The organism is Tumebacillus flagellatus (genome assembly GCF_000714935.1).
Taxonomy (GTDB): Bacteria; Bacillota; Bacilli; order Tumebacillales; family Tumebacillaceae; genus Tumebacillus; species Tumebacillus flagellatus.
This window is the reverse complement of the sequence record NZ_JMIR01000025.1, coordinates 1-16,480: the sequence shown is the minus strand read 5'-3', so window position 1 is coordinate 16,480 and position 16,480 is coordinate 1. Positions and strand designations below refer to the sequence as shown.

At 55.7% G+C, this 16,480-nt stretch carries 20 protein-coding genes and 1 tRNA gene; 15 read left to right on the top strand and 6 right to left on the bottom strand.

The features are described 5' to 3' along the window. The first annotated feature begins 1 nt into the window (after position 1). From EL26_RS15570 to EL26_RS23935, 5 genes are read left to right on the top strand one after another with little or no spacing between them, the layout of a single operon-like run. The gene (locus EL26_RS15570) at positions 2–748 is read left to right on the top strand and encodes a 3-oxoacyl-ACP reductase family protein (RefSeq protein ID WP_038090876.1); all 747 of its coding nucleotides are present in this window, start codon (positions 2–4) and stop codon (positions 746–748) included. 30 nt (positions 749–778) lie between these two features. Continuing rightward, the gene (locus tag EL26_RS15565) at positions 779–1,039 is read left to right on the top strand and encodes a phosphopantetheine-binding protein (protein ID WP_038090875.1); all 261 of its coding nucleotides are present in this window, start codon (positions 779–781) and stop codon (positions 1,037–1,039) included. A gap of 15 nt (positions 1,040–1,054) precedes the next feature. Further along, the gene (locus EL26_RS15560; RefSeq protein ID WP_038090873.1) at positions 1,055–1,312 is read left to right on the top strand and encodes a phosphopantetheine-binding protein; all 258 of its coding nucleotides are present in this window, start codon (positions 1,055–1,057) and stop codon (positions 1,310–1,312) included. Between the two features lie 18 nt (positions 1,313–1,330). Beyond that, on the top strand, positions 1,331–2,539 hold the full coding sequence (locus EL26_RS15555) for a beta-ketoacyl-[acyl-carrier-protein] synthase family protein (RefSeq protein ID WP_038090866.1): 1,209 nt from the start codon (positions 1,331–1,333) through the stop codon (positions 2,537–2,539). After that, positions 2,539–3,021, top strand: coding sequence for an acyl-CoA thioesterase (locus EL26_RS23935; RefSeq protein ID WP_052036454.1), 483 nt, complete (start codon positions 2,539–2,541; stop codon positions 3,019–3,021). Before EL26_RS15555 ends, EL26_RS23935 begins: the two co-directional genes overlap by 1 nt. A gap of 64 nt (positions 3,022–3,085) precedes the next feature. Here the strand turns inward: EL26_RS23935 and EL26_RS15545 are convergent, their stop codons facing one another. Genes EL26_RS15545 through phnD form a run of 3 tightly spaced genes read right to left on the bottom strand, consistent with a single transcriptional unit; the run spans position 3,086 to position 5,201 of the window. Continuing rightward, complete coding sequence (locus tag EL26_RS15545; protein ID WP_038090864.1) at positions 3,086–3,487, bottom strand: DUF2203 domain-containing protein; 402 nt, start codon at positions 3,485–3,487, stop codon at positions 3,086–3,088. A 15-nt stretch (positions 3,488–3,502) separates the two neighbouring features. Next, positions 3,503–4,273 carry a phosphonate ABC transporter, permease protein PhnE gene (gene phnE, locus EL26_RS15540; RefSeq protein ID WP_038090862.1) on the bottom strand — a complete coding sequence of 257 codons (771 nt, stop codon included), beginning with the start codon at positions 4,271–4,273 and terminating at the stop codon, positions 3,503–3,505. Positions 4,274–4,286: 13 nt separating this feature from the next. Beyond that, positions 4,287–5,201: a phosphate/phosphite/phosphonate ABC transporter substrate-binding protein gene (gene phnD, locus EL26_RS15535; protein ID WP_038090860.1), complete on the bottom strand. Its 915-nt coding sequence runs from the start codon at positions 5,199–5,201 to the stop codon at positions 4,287–4,289. Positions 5,202–5,304: 103 nt separating this feature from the next. On the opposite strand from phnD, the gene EL26_RS26255 reads away from it, so the two are divergent. Both EL26_RS26255 and EL26_RS15525 read left to right on the top strand, forming a co-directional pair. Beyond that, positions 5,305–5,487 carry a hypothetical protein gene (locus tag EL26_RS26255; RefSeq protein ID WP_038090854.1) on the top strand — a complete coding sequence of 61 codons (183 nt, stop codon included), beginning with the start codon at positions 5,305–5,307 and terminating at the stop codon, positions 5,485–5,487. A gap of 122 nt (positions 5,488–5,609) precedes the next feature. After that, on the top strand, positions 5,610–6,302 hold the full coding sequence (locus EL26_RS15525; protein WP_038090848.1) for a TerC family protein: 693 nt from the start codon (positions 5,610–5,612) through the stop codon (positions 6,300–6,302). 4 nt (positions 6,303–6,306) lie between these two features. Here the strand turns inward: EL26_RS15525 and EL26_RS15520 are convergent, their stop codons facing one another. Continuing rightward, a complete protein-coding gene (locus tag EL26_RS15520; protein WP_038090839.1) occupies positions 6,307–10,944 on the bottom strand; it encodes a cation-translocating P-type ATPase in 4,638 nt (1,545 codons plus the stop codon). Between the two features lie 123 nt (positions 10,945–11,067). Here EL26_RS15520 and EL26_RS15515 point away from each other — a divergent pair, with 123 nt between their 5' ends. Next, positions 11,068–11,418: a hypothetical protein gene (locus EL26_RS15515; protein ID WP_238546130.1), complete on the top strand. Its 351-nt coding sequence runs from the start codon at positions 11,068–11,070 to the stop codon at positions 11,416–11,418. Positions 11,419–11,489: 71 nt separating this feature from the next. Here the strand turns inward: EL26_RS15515 and EL26_RS15510 are convergent, their stop codons facing one another. Continuing rightward, positions 11,490–11,786, bottom strand: coding sequence for a YtxH domain-containing protein (locus tag EL26_RS15510; RefSeq protein ID WP_052036453.1), 297 nt, complete (start codon positions 11,784–11,786; stop codon positions 11,490–11,492). 138 nt (positions 11,787–11,924) lie between these two features. Between EL26_RS15510 and EL26_RS15505 the strand changes: the two genes are divergently transcribed. Beyond that, on the top strand, positions 11,925–12,188 hold the full coding sequence (locus tag EL26_RS15505; protein ID WP_038090838.1) for a hypothetical protein: 264 nt from the start codon (positions 11,925–11,927) through the stop codon (positions 12,186–12,188). Further along, positions 12,185–12,412, top strand: coding sequence for a hypothetical protein (locus EL26_RS15500; RefSeq protein ID WP_038090837.1), 228 nt, complete (start codon positions 12,185–12,187; stop codon positions 12,410–12,412). The genes EL26_RS15505 and EL26_RS15500 overlap by 4 nt, the downstream gene beginning before the upstream one ends. 102 nt (positions 12,413–12,514) lie before the next feature. Here EL26_RS15500 and EL26_RS15495 read toward each other — a convergent pair whose 3' ends face one another. Next, the gene (locus tag EL26_RS15495) at positions 12,515–12,697 is read right to left on the bottom strand and encodes a hypothetical protein (protein WP_038090836.1); all 183 of its coding nucleotides are present in this window, start codon (positions 12,695–12,697) and stop codon (positions 12,515–12,517) included. A gap of 78 nt (positions 12,698–12,775) precedes the next feature. Here EL26_RS15495 and EL26_RS25555 point away from each other — a divergent pair, with 78 nt between their 5' ends. The 5 genes from EL26_RS25555 to EL26_RS15480 all read left to right on the top strand — a co-directional run bounded on the left by EL26_RS25555 (position 12,776) and on the right by EL26_RS15480 (position 16,365). Beyond that, positions 12,776–12,946, top strand: coding sequence for a hypothetical protein (locus EL26_RS25555; RefSeq protein WP_161780740.1), 171 nt, complete (start codon positions 12,776–12,778; stop codon positions 12,944–12,946). A gap of 91 nt (positions 12,947–13,037) precedes the next feature. Beyond that, positions 13,038–13,134, top strand: a tRNA-Sec gene (locus EL26_RS25015). Between the two features lie 198 nt (positions 13,135–13,332). Next, a complete protein-coding gene (locus tag EL26_RS15490; RefSeq protein WP_038090835.1) occupies positions 13,333–13,650 on the top strand; it encodes a phage integrase SAM-like domain-containing protein in 318 nt (105 codons plus the stop codon). 711 nt (positions 13,651–14,361) lie between these two features. Then, on the top strand, positions 14,362–15,987 hold the full coding sequence (locus EL26_RS23930) for a deaminase domain-containing protein (RefSeq protein ID WP_081857246.1): 1,626 nt from the start codon (positions 14,362–14,364) through the stop codon (positions 15,985–15,987). 18 nt (positions 15,988–16,005) lie between these two features. Next, positions 16,006–16,365 (top strand): Imm3 family immunity protein, encoded by a 360-nt coding sequence (locus EL26_RS15480; RefSeq protein WP_038090832.1) that lies wholly within the window; start codon positions 16,006–16,008, stop codon positions 16,363–16,365. Positions 16,366–16,480 lie beyond the last annotated feature (115 nt).

The window sequence follows — 16,480 nt, the reverse complement described above, 5'->3', positions numbered from 1 at the left end:
CATGTTGCTTCAAGGTAAAACGGCGATCATCACCGGTTCGTCCCGCGGCATCGGGCGGCAAATCGCCATCTCGATGGCGGAAGCGGGCGCGAACGTCGTGATCAACTACCGCAGCGGAACCGAAGCGGCGGAAGAAGTGAAGTCCCTGCTGGAAGCGAAGGGCCTGACCAACGTCCTGCTCTTCCAAGGCTCCGTCGACGACAAAGAAGCGATGGAAGCGATGGCGAAAGCGACCGTCGAGCGCTTCGGCGGCATCGACATCCTCGTCAACAACGCCGGCATCCTCTTGCCGAAGTTCCTGATGATGACGAAGCCGGACGAGTGGGACCAGTCGCTCAACGTCAACTTGACGGGCGTGTACAACTGCATCAAAGCGTCGCTCCGTCCGATGATTGAGAGAAAGTGCGGCCGCATCGTCAACGTTTCCTCCGTCGCATCGCTCTCCGGCATCCCCGGACAAGCGGCGTACGCGACGACCAAAGCGGGCCTGAACGGTTTGACCCGCGTGCTCTCCAAAGAGCTGGCCGGGTTTGGCATCACCGTAAACGCCTTGGCGCCGGGCTTTATCGAAACGGATATGACGGCGATCTTCAACGAGAAGAAAACCAAGGAATATTACGACATGATCCCGCTCAAGAAATTCGGCAAGCCGGAAGACATCGCCAACATGGCGGTATTCCTGGCATCCGACCAAGGTCAGTACATCACCGGCCAGATCATCGCCATCGACGGCGGCCTGTCTGTGTAACCCCTACATCCCCCAAGGAGGCTCTATTACATGGAAACCACGAAAACCCTTGAGCAACAAGTCAAACAGTGTATCATCGACCGTTTGGACCTCGACGTCACCGTCGACGAAATCGAAGACGCAGCGCCGCTGTTCGGCGAAGGTCTCGGCCTCGACTCCATCGACGCGCTGGAATTGGTCATCGCGATCGGCAAGCAATTTGACGTGACCATCGGCGACGACGACATGGACATCTTCCAATCCGTCAACCGCATCTGCGAATTCATCCGTTCCGCACGTCCGGAACTGTAAGGGAGGAGCCCACACATGACCGCAGCAACTCTCGAAACCCAAGTTAAGGAATGCATCATCGCCCGCCTCGACCTCGACGTCACGGCGGACGAAATCGAAGACGCGGCGCCGCTGTTCGGCGAAGGCCTCGGCCTCGACTCCATCGACGCGCTGGAATTGGTCATCGCAATCGGCAAGCAATTTGATGTGACCATCGGCGACGACGACATGGACATCTTCCAATCGGTCAACCGCATTTGCGAGTTCATCCGGGCCAACCGTCCGGAACTGTAAATCCAGGGGGTGCAGACAGTGAGACGAATTGTGATCACCGGGATCGGCGTCCTTTCCGCGATCGGCAACGGCAAAGAAGAGTTCCTCGACGGGCTCTTGACCGGCCGTTGCGGCACCGCACCGCTGAAATCCCTCGTGGACATCGAGCGCTACCCGTTCCAATCGGGCGCAGAGATCAAGGACTTCTCCCCGGAGAAATTCGACGTGACGGAGTGGAGTTCGTATGACGAAACCACCCAAACCGCCGTCGCAGCCGCGAAGATGGCCGTCGTGGACGCAGGGCTGTCCAAGGACCAACTGAACCGTTTCCGCACCGGCGTGTCGATCGCGACTTCGCTTGGCGGCGTCAATGCCCGCGAGCGCTTCTACCGGGAGAAAAAAGCGACCGGCGTCGCGCGCCACGAATACATCCTCAACGTCCCGACGTCGGCGATCGCCGGCAACGTCGCCAAGGAATTTGACGTGCGCGGCCCGCTCTCGACGGTCGTTACCGCGTGTGCGGCAGGCGGCAACGCGATCGGATGCGCAACCGACTACATCCGTGACGGAAAAGCGGACGTGATGATCGCAGGGGGCGTGGACCCGTACTCCGCGATTTCCTTCAGCGGCTTCACCGTTCTGAAATCCCTCTCCAAGTCGACCTGCCGCCCGTTCAACGAAGACCGCGACGGCCTGACGCTCGGCGAAGCGTCGGCGATCGTGATCGTCGAAGAACTGGAGCACGCGCTCGCCCGCGGCGCGCGCATCTACGCGGAAGTGCTCGGCTACGGCATCTCCAACGACGCGTACCATGCGACTTCGCCGGACCCGAAAGGCGGCGGCGCGATCCGTTCGATGCTGGCAGCGCTGCGCGACGCAGGTCTGAAGCCGGAAGACATCGACTACATCAACGCGCACGGCACCGGCACGCCGTACAACGACTCGATGGAGTTGCACGCGATCGAGGAAGTGTTCGGCGAACGCGCCAAGCAAGTGCCGATCTCCTCGTCCAAGTCGCAGCTCGGTCACACGCTGGGGACGGCTGGTGCGGTCGAATTCGTCACCTCCGTGTTGGCGCTCTACCACCACTTCCTCCCGGCGACGATCAACTTCTCGAACCCGATGGGAGAGGGGTATGACTTCGTGCCGAACGAAGTTCGAAAGATGGCGGTCAAGACGATCCTCTCCAACTCGTTTGCGTTTGGCGGCAACACGGCGTCTGTCGTGGTCGGAGCGTACGAAGCGTAATGAGTCAACTTGCGCAGGAGAGCGGATTCCGCCACACCCTGAGAGTGCGGTTTCATGAAGTCGACTCGATGCAGGTCGTGCATCACAGCATGTACCTGCAATGGCTGGAAGCGTGCCGCTGGGAATTTGCCCGCGACGTGCTGGATTTGGGCCCGAGTGATTTCAACGAACTGGGCTTTGCGCTCCCTGTCGTGCGGGCGCAACTGGATTACGTGGAACCGGCAACGCTTGATTCGGACATCTTGATCGTCATGCACTATCTCTTGCAGGAGAAAGTGATGGTCTCGTTTCGATACCGCGTGTACGACCAAGCGACGGGCAAGCTGATCATGCGCGCCCGCACCGACCACGCGATGATGTCGGTCGAAACGCGGAAGTTGCTGATTCAATGGCCGGAAGCTTGGGTGTCCCGCACGGGACGAGCGGTCGAACAGCATCCGAACTACTTCCTCCCCGACGAGAAGAAATCGACCCGCCGCTAATGCCGACATACGTATGCAAAAAACACCCCTGCTCCACGGCTCATCCTGTGGACAGGGGTGTTTTTTACTCAAATTTCTTGCGCCCGATAAATCCTTCGTAGATGCCGTGCCAATGGGTGATCTCCGGCTCGCCCTGCTTCCAGCAGAGGTAGATCTCTTGGCCGCCCATGACGGCATAGAAATCGCACAGCCCGGTGTCGATGTCCTTGACTTCCACGCCGGTGTCCAAGATCTGCTGCAACATCGAATTGGCGCTCCACATCAGAAACTCCAACTCCGCTTCTTCTTGGAAGAACGCGTCGCGTTGCAACGTCGAAGCTTCGGAGTACGCTTTCTTGATCTCTTGCAATTGGTGGTACTTGCGCTGCAGGTCGCGTTTCAGCCCTTGCAGTTGACCGAGCATGGTTTCCAAGCGCGGCACGAGGGCGTTTGCCTCCGCCAAAGTAAAGTACTTTTTCTTCCCCATGGTTCTCGCCTCCCGTCAGATGGTGCGTTTGCGTACATACCCGCCGAGCGTGTCGATGACGATGACGAGCAGCATGATGACGAGCACTTCCACTGCGACGGCCTGGTAGTCGAACACTTTGAAATCGAGGAACAGCATGTTGCCAAGCCCGCCCGCGCCAATGAACCCGAGCACCAGCGACGTGCGGATGGCGACTTCCAATCGGTAAAAATACTGTGAGTAGATGTTGGGCAGAATCTCCGGCAATACGGCCAACCGCAACACATGCAGGCGGTTGCCGCCCGTCGCGAGAATCGCTTCCTGCGGGCCGACTTCCGACGCTTCGATCAGTTCGGCGATCAACTTGCCGAGCACGCCGATGTTATGCAGCAAAATCGCCGCCACGCCCGCGAACGGACCGAGGCCGAACGTCGGCACAAACAGCAGGCCCCAGACGATTTCCGGCACGGAGCGGATAAAACTCAGCAGCGTGCGAAGCCCGGTGTGGATGAAGCGCGGCACCGGCGTGGTGCGGGCGGCCGCAAAGGAGAGCAGCAGCCCGAACACCAAGCCGAACGTCGTACCGACGAACGCGATTTGCAGCGTCAGCCACGAGTTGGTGAGCGCTTTGTTCAGCACCGACCAGTCCGGCGGGAACCAGTTTTGCGAGACGAACGAGAACGTGCTGCCGAGATTCAGCAGTTGGGTGAGGTCCGTTCCCGTCGACTTCATGCTCCAGACCAAGAGCGCGAGCAGAGCGAGCCAGAGCAGCCAGCGCCCGACCTTGCTCGACGGTTTCGGAGACATCTGTGCGAGCTCCTTACTTCAAGCGACCGTCAGCTTCGGCGACGGCGCGGATGGAGGCATAGTCTTGGTCGCTGGCTTTGACGAACCCGTCGGCTGCGAACGCGTCGAGGACTTCCTTGTCCTTCAAGTTGACGAGCGCGTCTTGGAGCTTTTGCGCCGTCGCGTCGTTGACCGATTTGGAGACGGCAAACGGGTATTGGAACAGCCGGTCCGATTGCCAGATCTTCTTGAACTGCGTCGGATCGACTTTCTTCTGCTCGACGAGTTTGTCGTAGTAAGAGGAGTCGATGGCACCGGCGGTCACTTTTTTGTTCTGGATCGAGAGGGCGGTGACGTCGTGCGCTCCGGTGTAGACCACGCTCTTGAAGTCGGAGTCGTCCTTGGAGCGGAACACGCCGCGTTTCTTCAATTCGACGCCCGGCACCAGCGAACCGGAGGTGGAGTTGATGTCGCCGAACGCGAAGTCGACGTTCTTGCTGTCTTTGAGCAGGTCGTCAAGCGTGTTGTACGGCGCGCCTTGATGTACGAGGATGTAAGAGTAGTAGTAGGGAACTCCCTTGGAAGTTTTGGCGGCGATGGCGCGCGCTCCGCCTTTGTGATGGGCGATCACGTAGGTCAGCGGACCGAGAAACGCCATGTCGAGCTTGCCGGCGTTCATCGCTTCGACGACGCCGTTGTAGTCCGGGTAGTTGCCCATCGTGACTTTCGCCCCGGTCTGTTGTTCCAAATAGGTGCGGAATTTCTCCAGCGCTTGGTCGGACACTTTCGCTTCAGCCGGGATCAAGCCGACGGAAATCTGCTTCGCCACTTCGTTTGCGGCGGGCGCTTCTTGCTTCGGCTGTGCGGAGTTGTTGCCGCAACCGACGGCGGCAAGCGACAGCACCAGCGTCATGAGGAGCGTGAACAGGCTGCGTTTTTTTCGTTTCATGGTGTTTTGAATCCTCCTCTATGTACCTATGGCAGATTATACCGAATAACAGACGGGAGAATCAAACAGAATAGAGAGGAATGGACAAAGGAGGTCATGATTCTTGAACGACAACAAAAGCCCGCACGATCCGAACTTTATCGGGGACCACGAACCCGTCCCGTACGACATGACGACAGCAGGAGACGAAGACACGACGCTGTGGGAGAACATGATTCAAGCCTTCAAACCGGATCTCTTGCATCTGAACAAACACCACAACATCAAAACCAAAGGCGACGAATAAGAGTGGAGAAAAAACCGACCCGGTACGCGCAGGGTCGGTTTTTTCATCGGACGAGACCGCCTGTCACGCATATAGGGTATGCCAAGCCCCATACTATTATAGCGGACAAGGGAGGTGCAAATGTGGAACCGACGACTCTCTATGCGATCATTCTTTTTAAGATCATACTGATCAATTTGGTGCTGTCTGGCGACAACGCGGTCGTCATCGCCTTGGCATGCCGGAATTTACCTGCCAAGCAGAGACGAGTCGCGTTTCTCTGGGGTTCCTTGGGCGCGGTCGTCTGCATGGTCTTGCTGACGTTCGTGGCGCTTCGGCTGTTGCAGATCCCCATGCTGCAAGCGCTCGGCGGACTCTTGCTGATCTGGATCGCGTTGAAGCTTTTGAAGAGCGAAGACGACGGAGGACACATCCGCCAGCATGACAGCTTGTGGCGGGCGGTGCGGACGATCATCGTCGCCGACCTCGTGATGAGTCTCGACAACACCGTGGCGGTCGCCGCGACGGCGCAGGGCAACTTGGTGCTGATCGGGATCGGACTTGCCGTCTCGATTCCCCTGATCATCTGGGGCGCAAATTTACTGGCGAAGTTGATGGCCCGCTTTCCGGTCATCGTGTGGGCAGGGGCGTTGTTGCTCGGGTACACGGCGGGGGAGATGATCCTCGAAGACCGCGTGACGGGCACGTATCTGACGGCGTACTTCCCGCGGACGGCGTGGTTGTTTCCCTGGTTGGTGTCCGTGTTTGTCTTGATCATCGGCCTCCTTCTCTCGCGTCGGGAGGTCAAAGTGGTTCGCAAGTTGGGTCGTACCTAACGCCTCAGAATAAAACGCACAGGCAACGAAAAAAAGCCTTCGACTCGGAGTCGAAGGCTTTTTCGTGCAGCAACGTGTTGGAGATTTTCGAGACCGATCCGGCGACGGCGACGGAAACGCCCCAATGCAGCGGATGGAGCGGTGCCGTGGCAAAGATGCGTTGCAGGCCGGGGATGTAGATCGAAGCACCCAACGCGAGCCAAGAGACGCCCATCGCGGCGTACAGCAGGCGGTCGTTTTGCCACGTGGATTTCCGGTTCGATCCCATCTGCCGCCAGGAGACGGTTTGGATGAGCTGTCCGGCGACGAGCGTGGCAAACGCCATCGTTTGAGCGACCGGCAAGGCGATGCCCGTCGAGAGGCTGCCCGCAAACACGCCGAGTGCGCCGATGCCCAGCACCACACCGCGCGTGAGGACGCGGCGGTAGAGCGATTTGTCCACGACATCTTGGCGCGGAGCTCCTTCTTCGGCAGAAGAGGTGGAGTTGGTGGCGAGCACCATCGCGGGAAGAGCGTCGGTCAGCAAGTTCATCAAGAGCACTTGCAGCGGGATGAGCGGCATCGGCAGTCCGATGATCACCGAAGTCGCCGTCACCAACACTTCCGCCAAGTTGCCGGTCAAGAGACAGCCGATCGCTTTGCGGATGTTGCCGATGATCGTGCGCCCTTCCTTGATGCCTTCCACGATCGCTTGGAAGTGGTCTTGGAGGAGGACGATGCCGGCGGTGTTTTTGGTGATGTCCGTGCCCTTTTCGCCCATCGCGATCCCGACGTCCGCTTTGCGAACGGCGGGCGCGTCGTTGACGCCGTCGCCCGTCATCGCGACCACTTCACCGTTGGCTTGGTACGCTTCGACGATGCGCAGTTTGTGTTCGGGGGAGACGCGGGCGAACACAGATGTTTTTTGCACGATCGCTTTGAGCTCGGCGGGGGGGAGTTGGTCCAAGTCGGCGCCGGTGAGAATGGAATCGCCCTCTTGGTAGATGCCGAGCTGCAGACCGATCGCTTTGGCGGTGATCGGGTGGTCGCCGGTAATCATCACCGGCTTGATGCCAAGCGCCCGGGCTTCGGCAATCGAGACGGCGACGTCCGCTTTCGGCGGGTCGATCATGCCCATGAGACCGACGTAGATCAGACCGCTGTCTTCCGCCGTGTGCGGGTCTTCGTCGTCGCAGAGTTCGCGGTACGCAAAGCCCAGCACGCGGAGGGCAAGTTCTGCCATCTCGTGGTTGTCGCGGGTGATCTGCTCGCGAATCTCGTCGGTCAGTTCCTTGGGCTTGCCGTCGAGCAGGTAGTGCGTGCATTTGCCGAGGATCGCTTCGGGAGAGCCCTTGGTGAACAGGAGGCAGTTTTGCTCCTCTTGGCAGACGACGCTCATGCTGCCGGTGTTGGAATCAAAGGGAATCTCCCGGTGGCGGGTCCAGGTTTCCTTGGAGAGACCTGCTTTGAGACCGACGGTGAGCAGCGCGGCTTCCGTCGGGTCGCCGATCGCTTTGCAGGAGGAGTTGTCCGTGTCCTCTCGTTCGATCGACGCGTTGTTGCAGAGCAGACCGATCGTCAGCATCTGACGAACATCAGGCGGCAGATCGGAGAGCGCGTCGGTCTCGGCTACGGTTTCGGACGTTGCCGCCGCTTCGGCGTCGGCGAACGGGAGGAAGCGTCCCGTCGGATCGTAGCCCTCTCCGGTGACGGTGAGTTTTTGCGAGACGGTGGCGATTCGCTTGACCGTCATCTCGTTGCGGGTGAGCGTGCCGGTTTTGTCGGAGCAGATCACGGTGACGCGGCCGAGCGATTCCAGCGACGCGAGTTTGCGGACGACCGCTTTGCGTTTCGCCATGCGTGTCACGCCCGCTGTCAAAGCGATGGTGATCGTCAACGGCAACCCTTCCGGAATCGCGGACGCCGCCAGAGTGACGGAGGACAGCAGCAATTGCAGTGGCGGCATCCCGCGCATCCATCCGGCGATGCCGAGCACGACTCCGGCTGCCAATGCGCCCAGCACGAAACGCTTGCCGATGGAGTCCACGCGCTGTTGCAACGGTGTCGGCGCATGATCCTCCGTGTGCAGAAGCGACTGCAACGCCCCGATCTGCGTGGCAAGCCCCGTCGCGATGACGACCGCTTTGACGCGTCCGGTGGTGAGGTTGGTTCCCATGTACAGCAAGTTGGTGCGGTCGGCAAGTCCTGTTTCCAGCGGCAGTTCGCCTGCTCGTTTCTTCGCGGGGACGGATTCGCCGGTGAGGATCGATTCGTTGACTTCCAAGTTCCACGACTCCAGCACGCGCAAGTCGGCGGGCGCGGAATCTCCCGCTTCCAGCAACACGATGTCACCCGGCACGAGGTCGCGCACGGAAATCATGCTTTCGCTGTTGTCGCGCACGACCTTCGTCTGCATCGTGTCGCGGGCTTGCAGCGCTTGGAGGACGGAAGCGGAGCGGATTTCCTGCATCGTTCCGATCACCGCGTTGACGACGAGGATGCCGCCCATGCACAGCGCGTTAAACCGCTCGCCCATCAGGAGCGAAACCGCGGTTGCCCCAAGCAAGATCACGGTGGAAAACTCCTTAAACTGCCCGAAAAAAATCCCCAGCGGATGAGGGGGTTGCGGCGCTTCCAACTCATTGACGCCGAAACGGTCTTGGAGAGCACGCACTTCGGCGGCTGTCAAACCGGAGTCGCGGCTGTTCCATTTTTTCAACACGTCGGCAGCCGGGATCGCGTGCCAGTTGTGATCGGTGTTCGGGTTGGCGCGCAGCAGTTTGTTGGTTGGCGTTTGTGCGTGTGCTTGCTTGCCCGCAACGGTTGCGGTCGCGTGCCGCGAGCGGAATTGGCGCGAGAGCAGCGCGACGCTGACGAAGTCGCCGAGCAAGTTGATCAGCGGCGCGCTCCTCGGAGCGAGCAAGGCGACGCCGATGCCGACTTTGTTCCACGCTTTGACCAGTTGCAGGTCGCGTTCGATCTGCTCGCCCGCTTCTGCGCAGGTTTGGAGCAGCTCGTCAAACCGCTCGATCTCGTCCAACGAGAGCGTGGCGAGCAAGGGGTTTGCAGTTGGCAAATCGTGATCGCCGAAGATGACGACCGGACGTCCGGAGTCGAGTTCCGCCTGGATTTCGTGCGGCGTCATCATCTCCAACTCGCACGGCACCCGTTCGCCGCGCTGGAGGCAGCGGACGTCGTAGCCCCGCTCTTGCCAAGCGGCGACCCGTTCGCTCCAGGTGGAGTTCAGTTGTTGCTTGGAGCCGATCAGCGCGAGCAGTTCGCCGTCTTGGACGAGCAGGTACGGTTTGTAGCCGTCTCGGCGCAGGCGGCGTTCTTGGAAGACAAAAGGGCTCAGGTCGAACGGGAGGTTCAGCGATTGTATGTAGTCCTTGGTTCCGAAAAAAGTCTCATGCCCGTTGATCGTGCCGCGCACGCCGTCTTCGTGGCCTTCCACATGGAACGCGGTGCGGTGCGTGCGTTTTTCATGGACGGCAGATTTCAGCAGGGCGCCGCGCAGAGGATGTGCGTCGAGTTTCTCCAGAAGTGATGCGGCGAGGGAGATCGTTTTTTCCGTGTTCATGTCTTCGCGCACGGTTTGGACTTTCAGGTCTTGCGTGTGTTCCGTCAGTGTGGTGCCGTCTGCGAGGACGATGGATTTGGCAGAGCCGAGCGCTTCCAGATTTCCGGTGCGGGGCAGCGGCAAGCCGTTGTCGTGCGCATGGCGTTCCGCTTGCGCCCATGCGTGTTTGTGGGAAACCATCGCCGGGCGCGGGTTCGCCGCCAGCAAGACCGCCAGCGCTGCCATCGGGTTTCCGGTGAGCAACCACGCCGCCGGAGCGAGCCACACGGCGGCGCGCGTCATCGTGCGCCCGTGGCGTTCCAACTCCGGGTGCAGCATCGTCGGTTCGCAGGGGCTCAGCCGTTCGTGGCGGCGGTACATCGCGACGTTCAGCAGGGTGATGGAGCTGAGCGCCAACAAGTTTTCGCGCAACGCGGCAAGCCCCAGCGCGGCGGCTCCGAGCCACAGGTCGGGGTTGCGGCGGCGTTGCTTGATCGCTTGCTCGGTGCCTCTGCGCAATGCGGGGTATCCCGCCGCAATCGACATCGCCGCCGCCGCGAGAAACGGCCCCGGCGCGGACGCCAATGCCGAACGCCCGATGAACAGCCGTTTCAGCGCAAACAAACCGAGCAGCCCGGCGGAAACGGTTAACGGGATGCGATAGGGGTTGGCGGCGGAGGGGCTGGATTTCGAGTCTGAAGGTTCTGTTGCAGGAAGAAGACCTGTCCGCGACGTGAGCGATTGGATCGCGGAGGTCGTTTTTTCTGCGAGCGTGGAGAGGCTTTGTGCCAGTTCGTTTTTTGGCAAGATGTGAGGTGAGGATTCGGCTTGCCTCTCGCTTGTAGCCGCGACGGCGGAACGGGTGTCCGTTTGGGCACCTCGTTTCATCCGCTCCAACACCCGGACGAGAGCTTCTGCTTGGATGCGGCGGTCGTCCAGCCGAACCAGAGCGCGGCCCGTCTCGGTGTTGCAACGGACGTCGAGCACCCCCGGCAGAGCGCGCAACGCTTGCTCGATTCGATAGGCGAGCACCGGACTTCGTTGCATCTCTACGATTTCAAGGCGCACACGACCCGGCAGACGATGAGCAATCCTGACGTTCAAGAGAACCCCTCCTTTCCCAGTTTTCGAGAGATGATTGTCAGTGTGTGTTACGGCGGGCGGTTTTATGTACGCATGAATCCACTCCGTACGGGAATCCTGAGAGCAGGCAAGGAGGGATGACACATGATACAGGAAATGTTTCGCGGCGGTTCGCTGTGGGCGGGCATCATTTCAGGCGGTATGCAGCAATTGCAACACACCAAAGCCCTGCAAAACGGTGCGATGGACCGCAAAACGTACGCCGTTCACACCACCGGCAACGTGTCCAGCGCGCTCGGCACGATGGCGGGGATTGAGTACGGCGCGATGCTTGGGTCTGCCGTGATGCCGGGCATCGGGACGATCGCCGGTTCCATCGTGGGCGGTATCGTCGGCGACCGTGTGGGCCGCTATGTCGGACACAATACAGGGCGCATGATGTTCAACACCGCAAACCAAGTGGTGGACACGGTGAACGATCAGATCCTTCATTAAGTTGCGGAAAAGCGGATAGAAAAAAGCCACTGTCCCGTTGGGGGCTGTGGCTTTTTTGGCAGGGGTATTTGTTAGTGGGGGGCAGCGTCCGAAACCGATTCGGTGTTGTTCCACGCGGTGTCGGCGACTGTGTCTCCGATGTTTTCTGCGGAGTCCGCCAAGTAACGGGTGGTGTTGGACGCGGATTCTGCGGCGGTGTCGGTGACATCGACGGCGGATTGTTTGACTCCGTCGACCGCGCCGAGGAGAGAAGCGGTGCCTTTGACGAGCAAGCGGCGGGTCGCTTTTCTGGCTTCCGGGGAGAGGGCCAGCACGACCCCGGCCACGGTCAGCGCGATGCCGACGGGAGAATTGAGACGAAATTTCACGGGTCGACCTCCTTCGGAACTGTCTTCGTTTTAGTATGCCACCCGCTTTTTCCCATAAACGTGACGCATAAAAAAACGACGGAGGGAAAGACTTAGCACCAGACCAACTTATCGGCAGAGGGACAGGAGGAGAATCGCGTGAAATGGAACCCCACACCTGAGGGCATCGTCACCGGCATCGGCCTGACGCTGGCGACCGCCGTGCTTTTCCCCGTGTTGCGCGAGATCGCCAAACCGATCGCCGCTGCCGGGGTGCAGAGCGCGTCGTCGTTGAGCCACCAGTTGAAAAGCGGCGTGGCGTATGTTCGGGAAGAGATCGAGGACATCGTGGCGGAAGCGCAATGGGAACGGATGAAGAAGAGCATCGATTTGGAGATTGCAGAAGGGGAGGGGACGGTATGAGCGGGGAGATCAAAAGCCACTTGGATGAGGCGTTTAAGCATCTCAATGAAGCGTTGAATTTGAGCATCCAGTCGGTGAAGCAGGACAAGAGTCTGGAGAAGCCGATTGCAAGCCAGTGGGAGACGTTCCTCGGCGGGTTCTTTCGGAATTTGAAGACGAAGGGGAAAGAGCATAAGTTGAACCTGCTGTCGATCGTGTCGTTTACGAAGATGTTGAAGGGGTAGGGAGCTCTCGGGAAGCCGGGGGCTTTTTTCTTGGGGGAGGGGTTGGTTTTAGAGGGAAGAGGAAACAAAAAAACCTCCTCATCGCGAGAAGGTTGGCAGCAGTCACAAGCTGGCGGCGACCGTGTGGGAACGGGTGGACGCCATGCGTTTACGGGCTTGGTTGTAGAGGCGTTCAAACTTCGCCTTGGCAATCCGGCGTTCACCGGGAGATTTGGTTTTGTCTTGGACGATGTTGAGGAGTTGTTTCAGTTCGGCATACTCAGCAGGTGTCAGTTTAGGTTGCACAACAAGACCCCCTTTGGTTCAGGTTACACTTTTATTATACAGAATGTGAGTCGAAAATGCTAATCCGGCTTGGTTACCATGTCCAATGCCGGAGCTGCTTCGGACACGAGTTTTGGCGAGAATCCCCGTGCCGTTCCCGACGAGCAGGTCGCCGAGGAACACCAGTTCGAAGAGAATCGGGCCGCTGGTGCGTTCGGAGATGCGAATGCCGAAGAGGAAGAGTATCCGTATTTCCGAGGGTATTTCTAATGACGAATGGATTGAAATGCGGGGAAAGTTGGGTATAATGGGGGTATTGGTTTTTTGGTTTTGCTACGCTGATCTGCGCGTTCTTCCATATGGGGGTGGATGGGGTACTGGTGTCCTTCCCGGTCTTCAAAACCGAGTGCGGGCTATGGTGTAGCCTGGGTGGGTTCGATTCCCACGCACTCCCGCCAAACATGTTAGGTGTGGCAAGGGGTCGTTGGACTTTTCCACAGGTAGATCAATGTTGAACTGAGAAGTCAGAAGTCACACGGTTTCGTGATGGAAAATGACGTGTCCGAGTGAGTCCGATTTGGTGTGACCGAGTGCGTCAAACGGGCAGTACGGGTCGATGGTAACTCTCTACAAGACTTGTAGGGGGTTTTTTGTTTATGTACAGAGCAACGGCAGCCAAACGAAAAGGAACGCGCTTGAACACCGCTCAGAGTAAGCAAAGGAAGCATATCGAGGTGCTGACACTAGTGGAGATCTTCGAGAGATTCATGGTTCAAAAGCGTACAGAAGGGCTGGCAATTCGAACTGTCGAGGAGTATCACCAACATTTCGGGTATCTGTTGGATTATTTGACACAAGACATTTCCTGTGAGGAAGTTACACCAGACATGTTTCGGGGGTATATCGAATGGATGCTTCATGATCGCGGTCTTTCTCCTGTAACAATCAATGTTCGAATTCGCTTTTTTGTGTAGTAAGTTCCCTTTTTGCGCAAAGTTTTTGGGAGATGGTGTTTTGTTCATGTGGAATACTGAACAAATGCATAGAACTGCAATAGCTAATATCGTTGTAACATTGCGTGAAATTTGTGTAAACTTTGTGTAAAATATGTGAATGACTTCCTTCCCAAGGCTCAGTCGAAATTTTCATTGGTTCCTTCGAAATTAAGATGTGGGATTGCACGGGGACAAGTGGTAGCGCTTGGGGATGGAAGAGATTTTGTCGGACCTTCTATTAATTTAGCAGCAAGATTGCAGAAAGTTGGTTCATTAGGTTTTGCGTTTTCAAACAGAGGTTTTATAAAAGAGGTTTTGATCCTGGTGAATATGAAATTTACAAATTGGTCAAGACATCAATCAGGGGAATTGGGAATGAGGAGTTGATTTATGTATTGAAATCAGAATTTGATGCATTATCGAAAAATGAGAGGAAACTATTCACATCTTTCGATGACTAATGGATAGCAATTGTTTAAAAGGAGTGTCCTTTTTTGACTAGTTGTGGCGTATTCAATACAAGACCATCATAAAACTATAATTTCATTGGAAGAGTGTTGGAGTGGCAAACGCCACTCCTTTTCTGTTTGGATATGGAAATCGTAACTGAAGATGTTTCCTAATTAAATGTGGAATTGCGAAAGTGGCGTAATAAATATAAAATAAAAATAACTGAAACGAGGTGAATTGATGCTACACGTAGAACCTTATGCACTTCGCTATGCGGCCTCACGATTTTCTGCAGGGGCAAATGAACTTCGAACTCAAGCAACTCGACTTCTAGGACGAAAATCGGAACTTGTCGCAAACGGATGGAAAGGAACAGCCTCACAATCGTTTGGGTCACAAGTTGAATCCCATGTAACTCACTTGAGAAAAAATGCCGAAGTATTGGAGAATGCCGCTACGGTGTTAAACAGCCTTGCTACCCAGATGGATCATATCCTGGAACTTCAAAGGCAAGCACAACAGTATGAGATGGCAAGCTGGGAGTATAGCGGGGATACACCTGACGACTTGCACCACCGACAAAACTTAGCTCGACAAGCTGCTCGTCTGCACCAACAGGCTGAATGGGAAGCAAATCAAGCGGATTTTCATGCAGCTGATAAGTTGCATCTACTTCTGTCGATGATACCTGATGTATCGACTCACGGAAGTCATATGGGTGGAAGTTCTGATAACCTTGACGAACTACCTGAGCCGATGAGAAGCTATTACAGAAGGCATCCTGAACTCCGAGAGGATGATGGATCTTCGACTATCACTGACAATGATCTTCATCTTACACCCGAACAGAAACGTAGAGCGCAGAAGGAAGAAACTCTTCAGAAGCAAATGGAAGAAGAGCAAAAGCCGCAATCCATTGAGAGCCTTTTAGCATTGTATTACATTACGAAGCGAGATTTTAACGACAATGTTCCTGCGAATGAAATCATCAAGCAGAACTTGGCGCTTGACAATATCACCACAGAAGAACAACTTCGAAAACACATAGACATGCAACTCAGAATTATCCAAGAGAATGACGAGGTAGATAAATACTGTAGCATAGTTGAGAATCAACGCGATCCGTTTTGTACAATGTACCACTATAATCAAGCGGGAGGTCTCGATCCTGCATCTGCTGTGGGGACAAGTTATGCAATCTCACAGATTCTCTCTCCGGCGATACTAAAGGGAATCAGCTATATCAAAGAGAAGATCGTCCCGAGTTCTAATTCGACACAAGTGGCGTTACCCGGTGGCGGGTCGATCAAGGTAGATATGATACAAGCCAGTGGGGAGCATACGGAGGGATACACAAAATCTTCCAATCAGGTAGCTAGTCCCAATGGTGAAATTCTTAATGTTTCTCCTAATATAATTAATAGAGTAAAAGAACTCAGGTCACAATTGCCGAGTAAATTAAAAAAGTCAGGTAATTTTGGCTATGCTGAAGTTGATATTCAGGGAATCGATAAGAAGGAGTTTTTCGCACATAGTTCAGTAAATACATTTGAGGATAATGGTGCACTTTCAGGAATATCAATAAAACCTCAAGATAAACCATTATTCGAAGCAAAAAAGGTTGATCCAGATAACGCAAGAATTGACACACCTGAAGCATATCTTAGAGACTATGATACGGAGTACAAGATATTAAACGACATTGTATCAAAACTCGGGAATAACAAAGATGCTCGAGGAACTATCAAACTTTTTACAGAAAGATTGACTTGCCAGAGCTGCTCCGACATAATATTGCAATTCAGGAATATGTACCCTAATGTGAAATTAATTGTTCTTACGAATGACGGAAAAATTGTAAAATAATCAAAGGGGCTAAACGATATGGAAGAATGGGATTACAATGAGTTAAGAGAATATGTATGTGAGGTGTTTACTGATTCCGTAGATGATGGTTTGAATTCTCTTCAGGCAGGTGGGAGGTGTCTGTATGAATTTGCAAATGTTATTGAAGAAGGGGAGACAGAACGGTCAGTTTTCTATCTTAGTTTACTTGAGTTACAACTGAAAAATGGCATGATTTCTTCTAGAGTTTATGATGTGGCAAAAAATATAATTGATAATTTTGCAGTCGAACAGTACGCAAGTGAGTTGAATAGTGAAGAAATTCTTGATTTAATGGAACTTGTGAATTTATTGAAGAATAATATCCTCAAAATAGAGGCGTGTATAATTGGGGAGTAAAATAATAGTACCTTTTTTACTGTGTTGGAGTGGCAATTGCCGCTCCTTTTTCTTGTGCGCCCAGCATGGGCGCTGTCTCTAGGGTGCAAGTCCCGAATGGCGAAGGCAACAGTAG

What these genes read in the sequence shown, in the direction of transcription:
- EL26_RS15570 (WP_038090876.1), top strand. Translation starts at nt 2, where the DNA reads ATGTTGCTTCAAGGTAAAACGGCGATCATCACCGGTTCGTCCCGCGGC.
- EL26_RS15565 (WP_038090875.1), top strand. Translation starts at nt 779, where the DNA reads ATGGAAACCACGAAAACCCTTGAGCAACAAGTCAAACAGTGTATCATC.
- EL26_RS15560 (WP_038090873.1), top strand. Translation starts at nt 1,055, where the DNA reads ATGACCGCAGCAACTCTCGAAACCCAAGTTAAGGAATGCATCATCGCC.
- EL26_RS23935 (WP_052036454.1), top strand. Translation starts at nt 2,539, where the DNA reads ATGAGTCAACTTGCGCAGGAGAGCGGATTCCGCCACACCCTGAGAGTG.
- EL26_RS15545 (WP_038090864.1), bottom strand. Translation starts at nt 3,487, where the DNA reads ATGGGGAAGAAAAAGTACTTTACTTTGGCGGAGGCAAACGCCCTCGTG.
- phnE (WP_038090862.1), bottom strand. Translation starts at nt 4,273, where the DNA reads ATGTCTCCGAAACCGTCGAGCAAGGTCGGGCGCTGGCTGCTCTGGCTC.
- phnD (WP_038090860.1), bottom strand. Translation starts at nt 5,201, where the DNA reads ATGAAACGAAAAAAACGCAGCCTGTTCACGCTCCTCATGACGCTGGTG.
- EL26_RS15515 (WP_238546130.1), top strand. Translation starts at nt 11,068, where the DNA reads ATGATACAGGAAATGTTTCGCGGCGGTTCGCTGTGGGCGGGCATCATT.
- EL26_RS15500 (WP_038090837.1), top strand. Translation starts at nt 12,185, where the DNA reads ATGAGCGGGGAGATCAAAAGCCACTTGGATGAGGCGTTTAAGCATCTC.
- EL26_RS25555 (WP_161780740.1), top strand. Translation starts at nt 12,776, where the DNA reads ATGTCCAATGCCGGAGCTGCTTCGGACACGAGTTTTGGCGAGAATCCC.
- EL26_RS15490 (WP_038090835.1), top strand. Translation starts at nt 13,333, where the DNA reads ATGTACAGAGCAACGGCAGCCAAACGAAAAGGAACGCGCTTGAACACC.
- EL26_RS23930 (WP_081857246.1), top strand. Translation starts at nt 14,362, where the DNA reads ATGCTACACGTAGAACCTTATGCACTTCGCTATGCGGCCTCACGATTT.
- EL26_RS15480 (WP_038090832.1), top strand. Translation starts at nt 16,006, where the DNA reads ATGGAAGAATGGGATTACAATGAGTTAAGAGAATATGTATGTGAGGTG.